At 71.7% G+C, this 14,273-nt stretch carries 14 protein-coding genes; 4 read left to right on the top strand and 10 right to left on the bottom strand.

The features are described from left to right. Positions 1-176: 176 nt before the first annotated feature. Both NS184_RS04490 and pcp read right to left on the bottom strand, forming a co-directional pair. Entirely contained in the window at positions 177-905 is a 729-nt protein-coding gene (locus NS184_RS04490) for a phosphatase PAP2 family protein (protein WP_058724941.1), read from the bottom strand. Positions 906-998: 93 nt separating this feature from the next. Beyond that, positions 999-1,649 carry a pyroglutamyl-peptidase I gene (gene pcp / locus NS184_RS04485; protein WP_058724940.1) on the bottom strand — a complete coding sequence of 217 codons (651 nt, stop codon included), beginning with the start codon at positions 1,647-1,649 and terminating at the stop codon, positions 999-1,001. Between the two features lie 145 nt (positions 1,650-1,794). On the opposite strand from pcp, the gene NS184_RS04480 reads away from it, so the two are divergent. Further along, positions 1,795-2,004: a hypothetical protein gene (locus NS184_RS04480; RefSeq protein WP_058724939.1), complete on the top strand. Its 210-nt coding sequence runs from the start codon at positions 1,795-1,797 to the stop codon at positions 2,002-2,004. 23 nt (positions 2,005-2,027) lie between these two features. On the opposite strand, the gene NS184_RS04475 is transcribed toward NS184_RS04480, so the two are convergent. The 7 genes from NS184_RS04475 to NS184_RS04445 form a co-directional block, all read right to left on the bottom strand. Beyond that, positions 2,028-2,324, bottom strand: coding sequence for a Dabb family protein (locus NS184_RS04475; protein WP_083513450.1), 297 nt, complete (start codon positions 2,322-2,324; stop codon positions 2,028-2,030). 29 nt (positions 2,325-2,353) lie between these two features. Next, positions 2,354-3,241, bottom strand: a complete 888-nt coding sequence (locus tag NS184_RS04470) for an SDR family oxidoreductase (RefSeq protein ID WP_058724937.1) — start codon at positions 3,239-3,241, stop codon at positions 2,354-2,356. 98 nt (positions 3,242-3,339) lie between these two features. Further along, entirely contained in the window at positions 3,340-4,269 is a 930-nt protein-coding gene (locus NS184_RS04465) for an ROK family protein (protein WP_058724936.1), read from the bottom strand. After that, positions 4,266-5,936 carry a dipeptide ABC transporter ATP-binding protein gene (locus NS184_RS04460; RefSeq protein WP_058724935.1) on the bottom strand — a complete coding sequence of 557 codons (1,671 nt, stop codon included), beginning with the start codon at positions 5,934-5,936 and terminating at the stop codon, positions 4,266-4,268. The genes NS184_RS04465 and NS184_RS04460 overlap by 4 nt, the downstream gene beginning before the upstream one ends. Continuing rightward, positions 5,936-6,829, bottom strand: a complete 894-nt coding sequence (locus tag NS184_RS04455; RefSeq protein WP_058724934.1) for an ABC transporter permease — start codon at positions 6,827-6,829, stop codon at positions 5,936-5,938. Before NS184_RS04455 ends, NS184_RS04460 begins: the two co-directional genes overlap by 1 nt. Beyond that, entirely contained in the window at positions 6,826-7,785 is a 960-nt protein-coding gene (locus NS184_RS04450) for an ABC transporter permease (RefSeq protein WP_058724933.1), read from the bottom strand. The genes NS184_RS04455 and NS184_RS04450 overlap by 4 nt, the downstream gene beginning before the upstream one ends. A 91-nt stretch (positions 7,786-7,876) precedes the next feature. Then, positions 7,877-9,676: a peptide ABC transporter substrate-binding protein gene (locus NS184_RS04445; RefSeq protein WP_058724932.1), complete on the bottom strand. Its 1,800-nt coding sequence runs from the start codon at positions 9,674-9,676 to the stop codon at positions 7,877-7,879. 215 nt (positions 9,677-9,891) lie between these two features. Between NS184_RS04445 and NS184_RS04440 the strand changes: the two genes are divergently transcribed. Genes NS184_RS04440 through NS184_RS04430 form a run of 3 tightly spaced genes read left to right on the top strand, consistent with a single transcriptional unit; the run spans position 9,892 to position 13,359 of the window. Beyond that, entirely contained in the window at positions 9,892-11,076 is a 1,185-nt protein-coding gene (locus NS184_RS04440) for an ROK family protein (RefSeq protein ID WP_083513449.1), read from the top strand. After that, positions 11,069-12,613 (top strand): M81 family metallopeptidase, encoded by a 1,545-nt coding sequence (locus NS184_RS04435; protein WP_058724930.1) that lies wholly within the window; start codon positions 11,069-11,071, stop codon positions 12,611-12,613. The genes NS184_RS04440 and NS184_RS04435 overlap by 8 nt, the downstream gene beginning before the upstream one ends. Further along, positions 12,610-13,359 (top strand): copper homeostasis protein CutC, encoded by a 750-nt coding sequence (locus NS184_RS04430; protein WP_058724929.1) that lies wholly within the window; start codon positions 12,610-12,612, stop codon positions 13,357-13,359. The genes NS184_RS04435 and NS184_RS04430 overlap by 4 nt, the downstream gene beginning before the upstream one ends. A 109-nt stretch (positions 13,360-13,468) precedes the next feature. On the opposite strand, the gene NS184_RS04425 is transcribed toward NS184_RS04430, so the two are convergent. Continuing rightward, positions 13,469-14,273: LamG domain-containing protein (locus NS184_RS04425; protein ID WP_152998055.1), on the bottom strand; the 805-nt coding region annotated here is incomplete at its 5' end.

The raw sequence follows: 14,273 nt of genomic DNA, 5'->3' as shown, positions 1-14,273 counted from the left end.
TCGCCGTTGCGGAACGACACCGTGGATGTCGCACGACAACTGCCTCGTCGCTCGTTGCACGGGGCGGTACAGCGCGCACGCAAGCAGCGACATGGCCGCTGTCGCACGACGACGGTGCGGTCGTTCGATAGCGGCAGCCGGACCGGCACGGCAGCCGAACCGGCCGGACGGCCGCGTCAGGCCGCGGAGCGGGCGCGCGGACCGCGCAGGAACGGGATGCGCGGCATGAGCCAGTCGACCCACACCACCCGGACGCCCGGCGCCACCGCGAGCGACCAGAGGATCGAGGCCGCGGCGTCCGTCGGGTAGTGCACCGCATCGATCGAGACCGCGAAGAACACCACGACGATGGCCACGGTCCCGGCGACGAGCGCCACACGGTGCCACCGGTTCTCCCGCAGCAGCCAGATGAGGGCGATCACGAACGCCGTCATGTACACCGTGTGCCCGCTCGGGTAGCCCGGGTCCGGCTGCACCGGGAACGGGTGCGGCAGCACGGCGACGTCGGGCCGCGCGCGGTGCACGATCTCCTTCACGACGGCCGAGGGGATCCACGTGATCGCGATCGTGCCGCCGAAGGCCAGCGCCGGCCGGAGGTCCCGCGTCCGCCACCAGATCACGCCGACCACGACGAACGTGATCGCGATCGCCGGTGCGGGGCTGATGACGTGGTAGACGGCGTCGGCGAACGCGCCGACGGGTCCGGTGTGGAGTGTGTTCAACGCCTTCGACAGCCCGAGGTCGACCGTCCCCAGCGTGAATCCGACCCCGGTGATCACGAGGACCGCGACCACGGCGAGCAGCACCGATGCGAGCGGGTACCGGGCGGGCTCGAGGATGCCGACGACGTCGCGGTCGGCGGACGAGCGGCCTCGAGGGCGCAGCAGCGGGGCGTCGGCGGTCATCCGACCATGGTCGCAGGTCGGGGACACCCCAGCCCCCGATTCCCGTGACGATCCATCAGAGACCGTTCAGCGACCGGGACGTCGGTGCCCGGATCAGTGTTCCGCGCCGCCCTGCTCGACCAGGTCCGGACCGCCACGGAGCGCCTCGCGGACGACGACCTCGAGCGCGCGGACGACGTCCTCGAGCGGGAGGGTGGGCGCCGTGCCGTCACCGAAGCCCGTGGTGGCCGGGACGTGCACGAACCCGGCGCGCAGCCCCTCTCGGTCGGCGAGGGACATGAGCTCGTAGAACGCCTGGTTGCACGTGAAGGTCCCCGCCGTGTTCGACACCGCCGCGGGGACACCGAGCGCTCGGACCTCGGCGACGATCCGCTTGATCGGCAGCGACGTGAAGTACGCCGGTCGCCCGTTCGGATCGATCGGCTCGTCCACGGGCTGCGCTCCGGCGTTGTCGGGGATCCGGGCGTCCTGCACGTTGATCGCGACCCGCTCCGGCGTGACCGCCGTCCGACCCTCGGCCAGCCCCGTCGCGATGACCACGGCGGGCCGGTGCTCGAGGATCGCCGCCGCGAGGCGCTGCCGCACCTCGGCGAACACCACCGGGAGCTGTTCGGTCACGAGCCGCGCCGGGCCGTCCCACCGTTCGGCGAGCGCCGACACCGCGTCCCAGGAGGGGTTCGTCGCGGCGCCGCCGAACGGTTCGAAGGCGGTGAGCAGGACGGTCGTTCCGGTCGTGTCGGCCACGCCACCAGCCTAGGCATGCATGCACCGGATCGGTCGGTCACATCGTGTTCTCGCCATCACCGGCCTGGTCTGGCCACGGGACGCGCGGCGCACGGACCGGGCTGCGTCGTGTCGTGTTCCAACGCTGATGTACAGGTGGAGGGGAATGGGTCCACTCGAGCCGTCCGACGACCGAGACGTGTGCGGCGAGCCTGCCGACGAACGCCACGAGTGGCACCGCCGCGGCATGCTCCACCCGGCCGACATCGAGGCACTCGTGCACCGGCGGCTCGTGGAGAACCTGCCGCACGAGCCCGTGTACGCCGACTTCTTCGGCCCGGTCAGTCGTCCACGGGAGCGCGATCGGGAGCGGTGAGGGTGCCGTCGGGCACCCGTCGATCAGTCCTCGACGTCGAACACGACGACGCGCTCGCTGCCCGCTCGGATGTGGGCGGACACGGGCTGGTGTTCCGGGTGCGGCAGGTAGCCGTCGAGCGCCGCCCGGTCGCGGAACCGCACGACGAGCATCCAGTCGAAGCCGCCCTCGTGGCCCTCGGTGCTGACACTCGGGCCCGAGCGCACGGACTCCACGCCGTCGATGCGTGGCAGGTGCTCCCGCGCGAGGGCATCTGCCTGTGCGGCCAGTCCCTCGGTCCCGTTCCACGTCACCAGTACCACGTGTGTCACGCCTGCCATCGCTGCTCCCGTCCGTCTCGTCGGCGCGTCTAGAAGGCGGGCGTCCCGCCCGCGACCGTGATCGTCGAGCCGGACTGGTAGCTCGACTCCGGGCTGACGAGGTGCACGTACGCGGCACCGAGCTCGGCGGGCTGCCCGGGACGGCCGAACGGTGACGACTCACCGAAGTGCGCCACGGTCTGCGCGTCGTCCGACCCCGGCTGCAGGGGCGTCCAGACCGGTCCGGGAGCGACGGAGTTCACCCGGATGCCCTTCGGCGCGAGCTGCTGCGCGACGGCCTCGGTGAAGGTCTTCACGGCGCTCTTCGAGATCGCGTAGTCGATCTTGTCCGGCGACGGCGTGCTCGCCTGGATCGAGCCGGTGGTGACGATCGTCGACCCGGGCTCGAGGTGCGGCACCGCGGCCTTGGTCAGCCAGAACAGCGAGTAGATGTTCGTCTTGAAGGTCGAGTCGAAGTGCTCGGTGCTGAGCGTCAGGATGTCGTCGTTGCTGTCCATCCGACCGGCGACCATGACGAGGGTGTCGAGGCCCCCGAACTCGTCGACGGCCTGCCGCACGAGGTCCTGGCAGTACTGCTCGTCGGAGATGTCGCCGGGGAAGAGCACTGCGCGGCGCCCCTCACCCTCGAGGAGGTCCCGCACCTGCTCGGCGTCCTCCTGCTCGTCGGGCAGGTAGGAGAGCACGAGGTCGGCGCCTTCGCGGGAGAGCGCGATCGCGGCGGCGCGGCCGATGCCCGAGTCGGCGCCGGTGACGATGCCGCGGTACCCCTTCAGACGCTCCTTCCCGACGTAGCTCTGCTCGCCGTGGTCGGGCTCCGGGTCCATCTTCCAGGCGGCGCCCGGCAGCGACTGCTCCTGCTCCGGGTACGGCGGTGCGAGGTAGAGGGTGTTCGGGTCGCGCTTGTCGTACTGGCTCATGCGCCCACGATGCCCGCGCCCCGCTCGGTACCGGTCCAGCGTGCGGACGGCCGCGCGCATCGGGAGCCGCGCGGCGGGCGCGGTCGGCCGTCGCCGGGTCAGACGACCGGCGCACCCCCGAGCACGAGGTCCCGCGCCTGCGCTGCCGCCCCGAGCGCCACGGCGTCGGCCCCCAGCGTCGACTGCGCGAGCCGGATCGGGGCGCCGCTCACGGGCGGTTCGGCAGCGATGGCGGCGCTGACCGCCGGTTCGAGGAGGTCCCACGAGCGGGCGATGCCCCCGCCGATCACGACGGTCGTCACGTCGAGGATCCCCGCCGTGAGCAGGGCTGCACGCGCGAGGCCCCACCCGGCACGCTCGAACACGGCGGCGGCGTCGGTGTCACCCGCGCGGGCGGCGTCGGCGACCTCTCGGGCAGAGAGCCGGTGGCCGGAGCGTTCGGCGTAGCGGTCGGCGATCCCGCGGGCCCCGGCGAGCGTCTCCAGGTGTCCGACCTGTCCGCACGTGCAGACGGCGTCGCCGAAGCCCGGCACGTGCCCGATCTCGCCCGCGGCACCGCGCGGCCCGGCGAAGAGGGTCCCGCCGAGCACGAGCGCCCCGCCGACCCCGGTGCCGAGCGTCATGCCGAGCACGTCGGGCTCCCCCGCGACGGCACCGGTCGCGACCTCGCCGAGGAGGAACGCGTTCACGTCGTTGTCGAGGGTCGCGGGCACACCGAGGGCCTCGGACACGGCCGCGGTCACGCCGTACCCGGCCCAGCCGGTGAACGAGTTGCCGGTCACGAGGACCGTGCCGGTCCCGGCGTCGACGACGCCGGCTGCGCCGACTCCGACACCCGCCAGGGAGGCCCGGTGCCGGTCGAGCAGCTCCGTCACGGCGCGGACGCCGGTCGCGACGATGGCTGCCCCACCGGCGTGCGCCGGTGTCGGGAGGTCGACGCGGTCGACGACCTGCAGGTCCGCTGTGGTCAGCAGCACCTTGGTGTTCGTCCCGCCGACGTCGATGCCGGCGATGACGTCGGCGCTCATGCGGTCACCGTACCGAGACCGGTGAGCCGTTCGGCCCGACGCCGGCGTTGCACGACCGGGTCGGGCACGGGGACCGCCGCGAGGAGTCGGCGGGTGTAGTCGGTCTCCGGGTGCACGAGGGTGGCACCGGTCGCGCCCTGCTCCTCGACGACGCCCTGGCGCATCACGACGACGCGCTCCGCGAACTGCTGCACGACGGCGAGGTCGTGGGAGACGAACAGGCACGCGAAGCCGAGGTCGCCCTGGAGCTCCCGGAGCACGTCGAGCACGGTCTCCTGCACGCTGACGTCGAGCGCACTCGTCGGTTCGTCGGCGACGAGGAGGCGCGGCGACAGCACGAGGGCCCGGGCGAGGGACACCCGCTGGCGCTGTCCGCCGGAGAGCTCCCGGGGCGCCCGGGATGCGAGGGTCCGGGGCAGCCGGACGGCGTCGAGGACCTCGTCGACGCGGCGCCGCTTGTCCGCCGAGGACATCCCGCGACGGTGCACGGCGAGCGGCTCGGCGATGCACTCGGCGACGGACATCCGCGCGTCGAGCGAGGCCACCGGGTCCTGCAGCACGACGCCGATCCCCGACCGGAGTGTGCGGCGGTCGCGTCCGCGGGCCCGGGCGAGGTCCGTGCCGAAGAGGTGCACGCTGCCCGAGGTCGGCTTCTGCAGGCCCAGCGCGACCCGTGCTGCCGTGGACTTGCCCGAGCCGGACTCGCCGACGAGCCCGACGGTCTCGCCGGCGTGGACGGCGACGTCGATCCCACGGAGGGCCTGCACGGCGCGCGCCCCGCGCCCGAACGTCACCGAGACGTCCCGCAGGTCGACCACCGGGGGTGCGTCGTGCCTCCCGGCCGCCACGGCAGCGTCGGACACCGCCGGCCGATTGCCCGTGGCGACCGTGAGTCGCGGCACGGCCGCGAGCAGCCGCTTCGTGTAGTCGTGCTGCGGGCGGAGCAGGACGTCCTCGACGCCCCCGGTCTCGACGACCTCGCCCTGCAGCATGACCGCGACGCGGTCCGCGAAGTCCGCGACGACGCCCATGTTGTGCGTCACGAGGAGCACGCCCGTGCCGGCGTCGGCGGCGAGTCCGCGCAGGAGCTCGAGGATCTCGGCCTGCACGGTGACGTCGAGGGCGGTCGTGGGTTCGTCGGCGATGAGGAGTTTCGGTGCGTTCGCGATCGCCATCGCGATGACGACGCGCTGCCGCTGCCCCCCGGACAGTTCGAACGGGTACGCCTTCGCGCGGGACGCGGGCGACGGGATGCCGACGCGGTCGAGCAGCTCGACCGCGCGGGCTGCGGCGTCCGCGGCGGACACGTCCTCGTGGTTCCGGATGACCTCGGCGATCTGCGCGCCGACCCGGGTGAGCGGGTCGAGCGCGGTCGCGGGCTCCTGGAAGACCATCGAGACGGTCGAGCCGCGGAGCGGACGGAGTGCGGACTCCGGGGCGCCGACGACCTCGTGCCCGTCGACGACGGCGCTGCCGGTCGCGGTCGCGTTGCCGGAGAGCAGCCCCATCGCGGCGAGTGCCACGGTGGACTTGCCGGAGCCGGACTCCCCGACGAGCGCGAGCGTCTCCCCCGCTTCCACGTGCAGGGTGACATCGCGGACGGCGTCGACGGTGCCGGACTCGGTCGAGAAGGTGACCCCGAGGTCGGTGGTGGTCAGGACGGACATCAGCGGCCCCTCACGTCGAAGGCGTCCCGGAGCCCGTCGCCCACGGCGTTGAACGCGCAGACGACGAGGATCACGGCGAGTCCCGGCGGCACGATGAGCCACCAGCGTCCGGAGTAGGCCGAGGTCAGCCCGGCGGAGAGCATGCCACCCCAGTCGGTCGCGGGCGCCTGGACGCCGAGTCCGAGGTAGGAGACGTACGCCACGAGGAGGATCGCGTCGGCGACCTGGAACGTGGCCGCGACGACGATCGTGGACACCGAGTTCGGCAGCAGGTGCCGCCCGATGGCCCGGGCGTGCGAGCCACCGATGGCGCGCAGGGTGAGCACGTAGTCGCGGTTCTTCAGCGTCAGCGTCTCGGCGCGGATGAGCCGGGAGGGCACGAGCCACGACACGAGTCCGAGGATCACGACGAGCCCCCAGACACCGGGGGTCGTGATCGCCGAGATGACGAGCAGGATGAACAGCGCGGGGATGGCGATGCCGGCGTCGACGACGCGCATCATCACGGCGTCGACCCACCCGCCGACGTACCCGGCGACCGAGCCCCAGAGCGTGCCGACGACCGTCGCGAGGATGCCCGCGGCGATGCCGACCGTGAGCGAAACCTTGCCGCCGAACATGAGCCGACCGAGGACGTCGTGGCCGACGGCGTCGGTGCCGAGGAGGTGCGCGGCGCTCGGGGCGAGGTTCACCTGGTCCAGCTGCGTGTGGGTCTGGTCGGTCGGGTACAGGAACGGGCCGACGAAGCAGAACAGCACGACCACGACGATGACGACGAGGCCGATCACCGCGAGGGTGTTGCGCCGGAAGCGTCGCACCGCGAGCCGCCAGCCGGTCGCGCCGACGACGACGGGTGCACCCGGTGCTTCCGGGGCCAGTTGGACGGCGCTCATGCGCGGCTCGCCTTCGTTCGCGGGTCGATGAGGGTCTGCGCGACGTCGGCGAGCAACGTGCCCACCACGGTCGCGATCGAGATGACGAGGACGCAGCCGAGCAGCGTCGGGTAGTCCGAGGTCTGCGCCGCGTTCCAGAACAGCAGCCCCATGCCGGGGTAGTTGAACAGCTGCTCGGTCACGAGTGCGCCGCCGAACAGCACGGGCAGGTAGTAGCCGAGCATCGCGACCACGGGGGTGAGCGAGTTCCGGAACACGTGCCGCCGGAGGATCGTCGCCGTCGAGGCTCCCCCGGCGCGGGCGGTGCGGACGTAGTCCTCCTGCAGGTTCTCGAGCGTCGACGCCCGCATGTACCGGCTGAACACGGCGATCATGGCGAGGGCGCCGGTCACGACGGGGAGCACGAGACCGGCCGGGTCCTGGAAGACCTCGGCGAGGGTGTTGCCGCTCGGCGCCTGCGACGGCAGCCACGGCAGCTGCTGGCTGAACACGATGATGAGCACGAGGCCGAGGAAGAACGCGGGCGTCGAGTAGAACACGAACGCGAGCGCGGTGGCCGCGTAGTCGACCGCTCCGTTGCGGCGGACGGCCTGCCACATGCCGACGGGGATGGCGATCACGAGCCCGAGGACGGCGGACATGCCGGTGAGCACGAGGGTCTTCGGCAGGCGCTCGGCGATGAGCTGCGCGACCGGCTCGTTGAGCGTGTACGACGTGCCGACGTCGCCGGTGAGCAGACGTCCGAGGAACCGGAGGTACTGCACGGGCAGCGGCTGGTCGAGCCCCTGCGACTGGTTGAAGGCGGCGATCTGCGCCGGCGTCGCGGAGACGCCGAGGACGCCGCGGGCGGGTCCGCCCGGCAGGGCGTGCAGCAGGCAGAACACGACGATCGTGACGATGAGGACCACGGCGAGTGCTTGCAGCACGCGCCGGAGCAGGTAGAGAGCGGTGGTCATGCGGCTTCCGATGGTCGGATTGGAGACGTGAGCCGGGAGGGAGGCGCGGTGCGCGTCGGACGCGCACCGCGCCTCCCGGCTGTCCTGGGTGTTACTTGCTCCACTTCCACTGCGCCGGGTGGAAGTTCGCGAGGGAGTCCTGGTCGAACCCGGTCAGGCCCTTCTTGACGACCGAGATCTGGTAGTCGGGCTCCGGGAGCCAGATGACCGGGAGGTCCTTCGCGACGGCCGCGCTGTAGTCCTGCACGGCGGTCGAGTCGGTCGAGGTGGTGGTCGCGTCGATGAGCTGGTCGACCTCCTTGTTCGAGTACGACCCGAAGTTCGCCGAGCCACCGGTCTGGAAGAGCGACTCACCGGTCGGGTAGGCCGGGAAGTACCAGCTGCCCGCCGTGCCGAAGAAGGAGAGGTCCCAGTCGCAGCTGGCCTCGTCGCTCGTGCAGGTCGGGGTCTGCGACAGGACGCTCGACACCGGCGCGGTCTTGATCGTGAAGCCGATGCCGGTCTTCGCGAGCGAGGACTGGATCGCGCTCATCATGTTGTCGGTAACGGTCGAACCGGACTGCGAGAGCACGTTCATCGTGAACTTCGTGCCCTTGTCGACACCCTCGCCGCACTGGTTGTCGGACGTGCCCGGGTCGGTGCAGACCATCGTGCCGCCCTGCTCCTCCCAGCCGTGGCTGGTCAGGAGCGCCTTGGCCTTCGAGGTGCTGAACGGGTACGGGTTGTCCTTCTGGACGCTCGACACGTAGTCGGACTCCTGCGCCTGCGGGATCGGCCCGTAGGTCGAGGTGGCGGTGCCGTTGAACACGACCTTCGACAGCGAGGTCTGGTCGATCGACATCTGCACGGCCTGGCGGGCGTACAGCTGCTTGAAGACGGCGCCCATCGTCGGGTTGTTGAAGTTGTACGGCATGTAGGTGATCGCCCAGCCGGTCCAGGGCTGCACCTCGTAGCCCTTGGCCTCGAACGACGCCTTCTGGTCCATGTCCGTGGCGTTGATGTACCCGTAGTCGACCCCGCCCGAACGGACGGCGTTGACCTCGGCGTCGGCGGACGTGAACGGGAGCAGGTTCACGGTCGTGATGGAGGGCTTCTCACCACCGTCGTACTGCTTGTTCGCCGTCAGGGTGACCTTGCCGGCCGTCGAGAACGCGCTGACACCGTACGGGCCGGAGATGGTCTTCCACAGGTCGTCGCTCGCGTAGTCCGAGATCTTGCCCGCGGCGGTGTTGAGGTACTTCCAGACCTGCTTCGCGCCCTCGGTCGTCTCGTCCGCGTTGCCCACCGAGCCGCCCGCGCTCGTCTTGTCCCAGGCGTGCTGCGGCAGCGGGATGATGTGGCTCAGCTGGTTCGCGAGCATCCAGTCCGAGTTGTACGCCTTGTCGAACGTGATCGTGAAGTGGGTGTCGTCGTCCGCCGTGAACGACGTCCAGTTGTCGGGCGCCTTGCCCTTCGAGTACGAGCCCCACTGGTCCTTGTTCGCCTTGATGAGGTTGAACCAGAACTGCACGTCGCGGCTGGTGATCGGCTTGCCGTCCGACCAGTGGCGATCGCCGAGGGTCATCGTGACGCTCTTTCCGTCCTTCGCGAACGCCGCGTCGGTGGCGACGGAGCCGGCCTTGTTCCAGGTGATCTTGCCCGTCGACCCGTCGTAGGCGACGAGCGGCTCGTACAGCGACTGCGCGATCGAGCCGTTGTTCGTGTTGAGGTGCGCGGCCGTGCCGATCGGGAGGATCCAGTTCGGCGTGAAGTTCGCCGGCAGTGCGTAGTTGATCTCGTCGGCGTTGCTGCTGCCGGACGAGGCGTTGCCGCCCCCGGAGCAGCCGGCGAGCAGCGCGCTCACGGCGATCGCGGCTCCGGTGAGGAGCGCCCAGCGACGGGGCTTGGTCATGTGTGTCTCCTGGTGCGTGGGAAGTGTCGGGGTGTGGAGCACGCGTGCCGGTCGGCACGGGGACAGTCAATGACCAAAGCCGTTGGAAAAACAAACAATCCGATGTAAATAGTTCGTTTCTGCGGTTCGGGCGAAAGGGTGGACCGGTCGATCTGCCGCTTAGGCTCGGTGCCACGGGCGGTCATCGACCGCTTTCCGCCGGATTGGAGAAAGTCGTGGCCGACCTCAGCGCCCGCGTCCTGGAGCTCGTCGCCTCGGGTCAGGCCTCGAGCCGCACCGAGATCGCGGCACTGCTCTCGGCCGCCCCGTCGACCGTCTCGCACGTGGTCGCGCAGCTGCTCGCACACGGGCTCCTCGCCGAGGAGGGCACCGACGTCTCGACCGGCGGGCGCCCCCGCAAGGTGCTCCGGATCGGCGGGGCCGACGAGTACGCGGTCGCCGCGGACGTCGGCGGCGGTCACGCCCGCATCGGCGTGGTCCGGCCGGGAGGCGCGCTCGAGTCGGTCGCGAACGTCCCGTTCGCGCTCGCCGACGGTCCGAGCGCCGGCCTGCAGCGGTTGGCCGGGATGCTCGAGCGCCTCGCCGACGAGCAGGGTCGCGCGGGCCTCCGAGGCGTCGGGCTGAGCCTTCCCGGGCCGGTCGACGTCGAGGCCGGCGTGGTCGACCTGCCGAGCCGCATGCCGGGGTGGAACGGCTTCCCGGTGGCGTCCTGGCTCACCGAACGGTTCGGACTGCCGGCGATCGTCGACAACGACGCGAACTGCATGGCCGCGGGCGAGCAGAGCGTGCAGGACCCGTCCCGCCGGCAGACCATCACGATCAAGGCCGGCTCGGCGATCGGCGCCGGGATCGTCATCGACGGTCGGCTCTACCGCGGGTCGACCGGGTCCGCGGGCGACATCACGCACGTGCGCATCGACGCGGCCGGGGACACCCCGTGCTCGTGCGGGAACACCGGCTGCCTCGAGACGGTGGCGTCCGGTGCCGCGCTCGTCCGCATCCTGTCGAACGCCGGGGTCGCGGTCGAGTCCACGGCCGACGTGGTGCGGCTCGCTTCGGACGCGCACCCCGAGGCGACCCGGGCCGTGCGGCTCGCCGGGCGGTACCTCGGCGAGGTGCTCGCGGCCAACGTCAACTTCTTCAACCCGGACGCGGTCTACCTCGGCGGCATCCTGTCGACGCTCGACCCGTTCATCGCCGCCGTCCGGAGCCAGCTGTACGAGAGCTGCCACCCGCTCATGACGCAGCACCTCGTGATCGAACCGGTGTCGCTCGGCGCCGACGCGGGGCTCGTCGGGGCCGGTCAGTTCGCGCTGCAGCGGGGCCTCACCGCCTCGCTCGAGGAGCTCTCGACGCCCATCCCCCAGTCCACCGTCAGGAAGAGGAACGTCCGTGTCTGAGTCCGTGCCAGCAGCGCCCGCTGCGTCCGCCGTCCGTCGCCCGGTGATCGCGATCGCGGGGCTCGCCATCGAGACCTCGACGTTCACCCCCACCCGGACGCACGCACCGGCGTTCCACCCGGACCGCGGCGACGAGGTCGTCGCGCGGTACCCGTTCCTCGCGTCGTACGCCGAACGGGCCGACTTCCGCGGCGCGCTGATCGGTCACGCCCTGCCCGGCGGCATGGTCGACCGCGACTCGTACGAGTCGCTCGCGTCCGAGATCACCTCCCGGTTGGCCGCGATCGGTCCGGTGGACGGTCTCTGGTACGACATCCACGGCGCGATGGTGGTCGAGGGACTCGACGACGCCGAGACGGACCTGCTCGGACGCATCCGCGCGGTCGTCGGACCGGACGTCGTCGTGTCGGCCTCGATGGACCTGCACGGCAACGTCACCGCGGAGCTCGCGCACCAGGTCGACCTCGTCACCTGCTACCGCATGGCCCCGCACGAGGACGCCCTCGAGACCAAGGAGCGGGCCGTCCGCAACCTCGTCGACGTGCTCACCACCCGGCCGGTCGGCGAGCAGCGTCCCGTGAAGGCCTGGGTACCGATCCCCGTCCTGCTCCCCGGCGAGCAGACCTCGACGCGCATCGAACCAGCGGCCTCGCTGTACGCGCAGGTGCCGGAGGTCGAGGCCACCCCGGGTGTCCTCGACGCCGCGATCTGGGTCGGCTACGCCTGGGCGGACCAGCCCCGCGACCGCGCCGTCACGGTGGTCACCGGTTGGGACCGCGAGACCGTCGCCGCCGGTGCCGAGCGGCTCGCCCGCGCGTTCTGGGACGTCCGCGAGGACTTCGTGTTCGTCGCGCCGACCGGCTCGTTCGACGAGTGCCTCGCCGCTGCGCTCGCGCCGGGTGCCGCGCGACCGTACTTCGTCTCGGACTCGGGCGACAACCCGACCGCCGGCGGCTCCGGCGACATGACGTGGGGACTCACGCAGGTGCTCGCGAACCCGGCGTTCTCCTCGCCCGACGGCCCGACCGTCATCTACGCGAGCGTCCCCGGCCCCGAGGCCGTCGCGACCGCCGTGGAGGCCGGGGTCGGTGCGACCGTGACCGTCACCGCCGGGGCTGCGGTCGACGCGGTGCACGCGGGACCGATCACCATGACCGGTCGGGTGCACGCGGTCAAGCACGGAGACCGCGACGCCGAGACCGAGGTCGTGCTCCAGGTCGGGTCGGTGTTCGCGATCCTCACGAAGCTCCGGAAGCCGTACCACCACGAGCACGACTTCACCGACCTCGACCTCGCGCCGCGCGACGCCGACGTCGTCATCGTCAAGATCGGGTACCTCGAACCCGAGCTCTTCGACATGGCCGCCGACTGGATGCTCGCCCTCACCCCCGGCGGTGTCGACCAGGACCTCGAGCGGCTCGGGCACCACAGGATCCAGCGCCCGATGTTCCCCTACGATCGGGAGTTCCCGTCGGCGCCCGACCTCGGCGCCCGGATCATCCCGTCGTCGAACGAACCGCTCGGAGCCGTCGCGTGACCACCGCCCCCGTCGCCCTCGAGATCGCGGTCACCTCGCCCGCGGGAGCTCTCGTCGCCCGCGACCACGGCGCGGATCGCGTCGAGCTCTGCGTCGGCCTCGAACTCGGCGGGCTCACCCCGTCGCAGGCCCTCGTCGAGACCGTGCACGAGACCGGCATCCCGGCACACGCACTCGTGCGGTGCCGGCCGGGCGGGTTCGTGCACGACCGTGACGAGCTCGACCTCATGGAGCGCGAGGTCCGCACGGTCCTCCGCTCCGGTGCGGCCGGTGTCGTCGTCGGTGCCCTGCGCCCCGACCGGACACTCGACACCGACGCCCTGCGCCGGTTCGTCGCCGCCGCACGATCGGTGAGCGCCACTGCCGAGGTCACCCTGCACCGCGCGATCGACCACGCGGCGGACCCCGTCGCCGCCGCGGCGTCGCTCGCCGAGCTCGGCTTCACCCGGGTGCTGACGTCCGGTGGCGCGCCGACCGCTGCAGCCGGTGCCTCGACGATCGCCCGTGTGGTCGAGGCCGCCGGTGGCGTGCAGGTCATGGCCGGCGCCGGCGTGACCCCGGCGGACGTCGCCGCACTCGTGTCGGTGGGGGTGGCCGCCGTGCACCTCTCCGCGAAGCGCCCGGCCGTCGGCAGCGCCCACGCCGGCGTCCCGATGGGTGGCTCCGACGACGGGTCGGCCCACTTCGTCACCGATGCCGAGGTCGTGCGGGCGGCTCGGCGCGCGCTGGACGTCGTCGCCGCCTGACCGAAGGCACCGGTCCGCGCAGCGACCACCGGTGGACGTGAGGCGCGGTGCGGGCCCGCACCGTGCCTCCCGGCCGGCGCTGGGTCACGTCGTCGACGCGACCCGCCCGTCAGCGTCCGGCGGTGGCGTGGTTCGCGACCTGCGTCGCGGAGAGCACGGTGCTGTAGACGGCCGCGTACCGCATCTGCCCGGTGAAGAAGAAGTTCGACGGCTGACCGGGCCACCCGGAGACGGTGTCGTAGCCGATGCGCCAGTACCCGGCGTAGTTCTCGGGCGTCGTGTAGGCGGCGTTCGACGCGACGAGCGCGCCGTCGGCGTAGAGCTTCATCCCCGTGGACGCGGACATCGTCGCGACGACGTGGTGCCACGCGCCGTCGGTGTAGGCCTTCGGCGAGGTGACGACCTGCGTGGTGCCGTTGTACGAACCGAAGACGAGCTGCCCTGCGGTGTTGAGGTACACCTGGCGGTCGTGCTGTCCGGACGTCGTGACCTGGTTGCTGCCGAAGCCGACGAGCATCCCGCCGGCGACGGTGATGCGGAACCAGACCTCGGTACTGAAGGTGGTGGGGTTCGTGTACCGCGTCGGCGTCGAGACGAAGCTCGTGGAACCGTTCAGCTGGTAGGCCGTCCCGGCGTCCCGCGGGCAGGCGTTCGGGCTCGGAGCGACCGCCGCCATCGACCCCTGGTAGGTGCCGTTCTGTCCCTTGCCGGACCAGTCGGTCGCCACCGATGACCCCGATGCCTCGCCGAGGCGGTAGGCGAACACGGCGTTCGCGGTGTCGGCACCGACGGCTGCGGAGCACGTGAAGTACGGCGCGGTCCCGGCGGTGTCCGTGTCGTTCGTGATCTTCGCGCCGAACGCCGACCGGGTCGGGGCGAACGCGTTGAACAGCACGACCGCGGCGATCGCGAGC

Source organism: Curtobacterium luteum (assembly GCF_001475545.1).
Classification (GTDB): domain Bacteria; phylum Actinomycetota; class Actinomycetes; order Actinomycetales; family Microbacteriaceae; genus Curtobacterium; species Curtobacterium luteum_A.
Note: the sequence above shows the minus strand (reverse complement) of the source record. Positions and strands in the feature narration are given on the sequence as shown.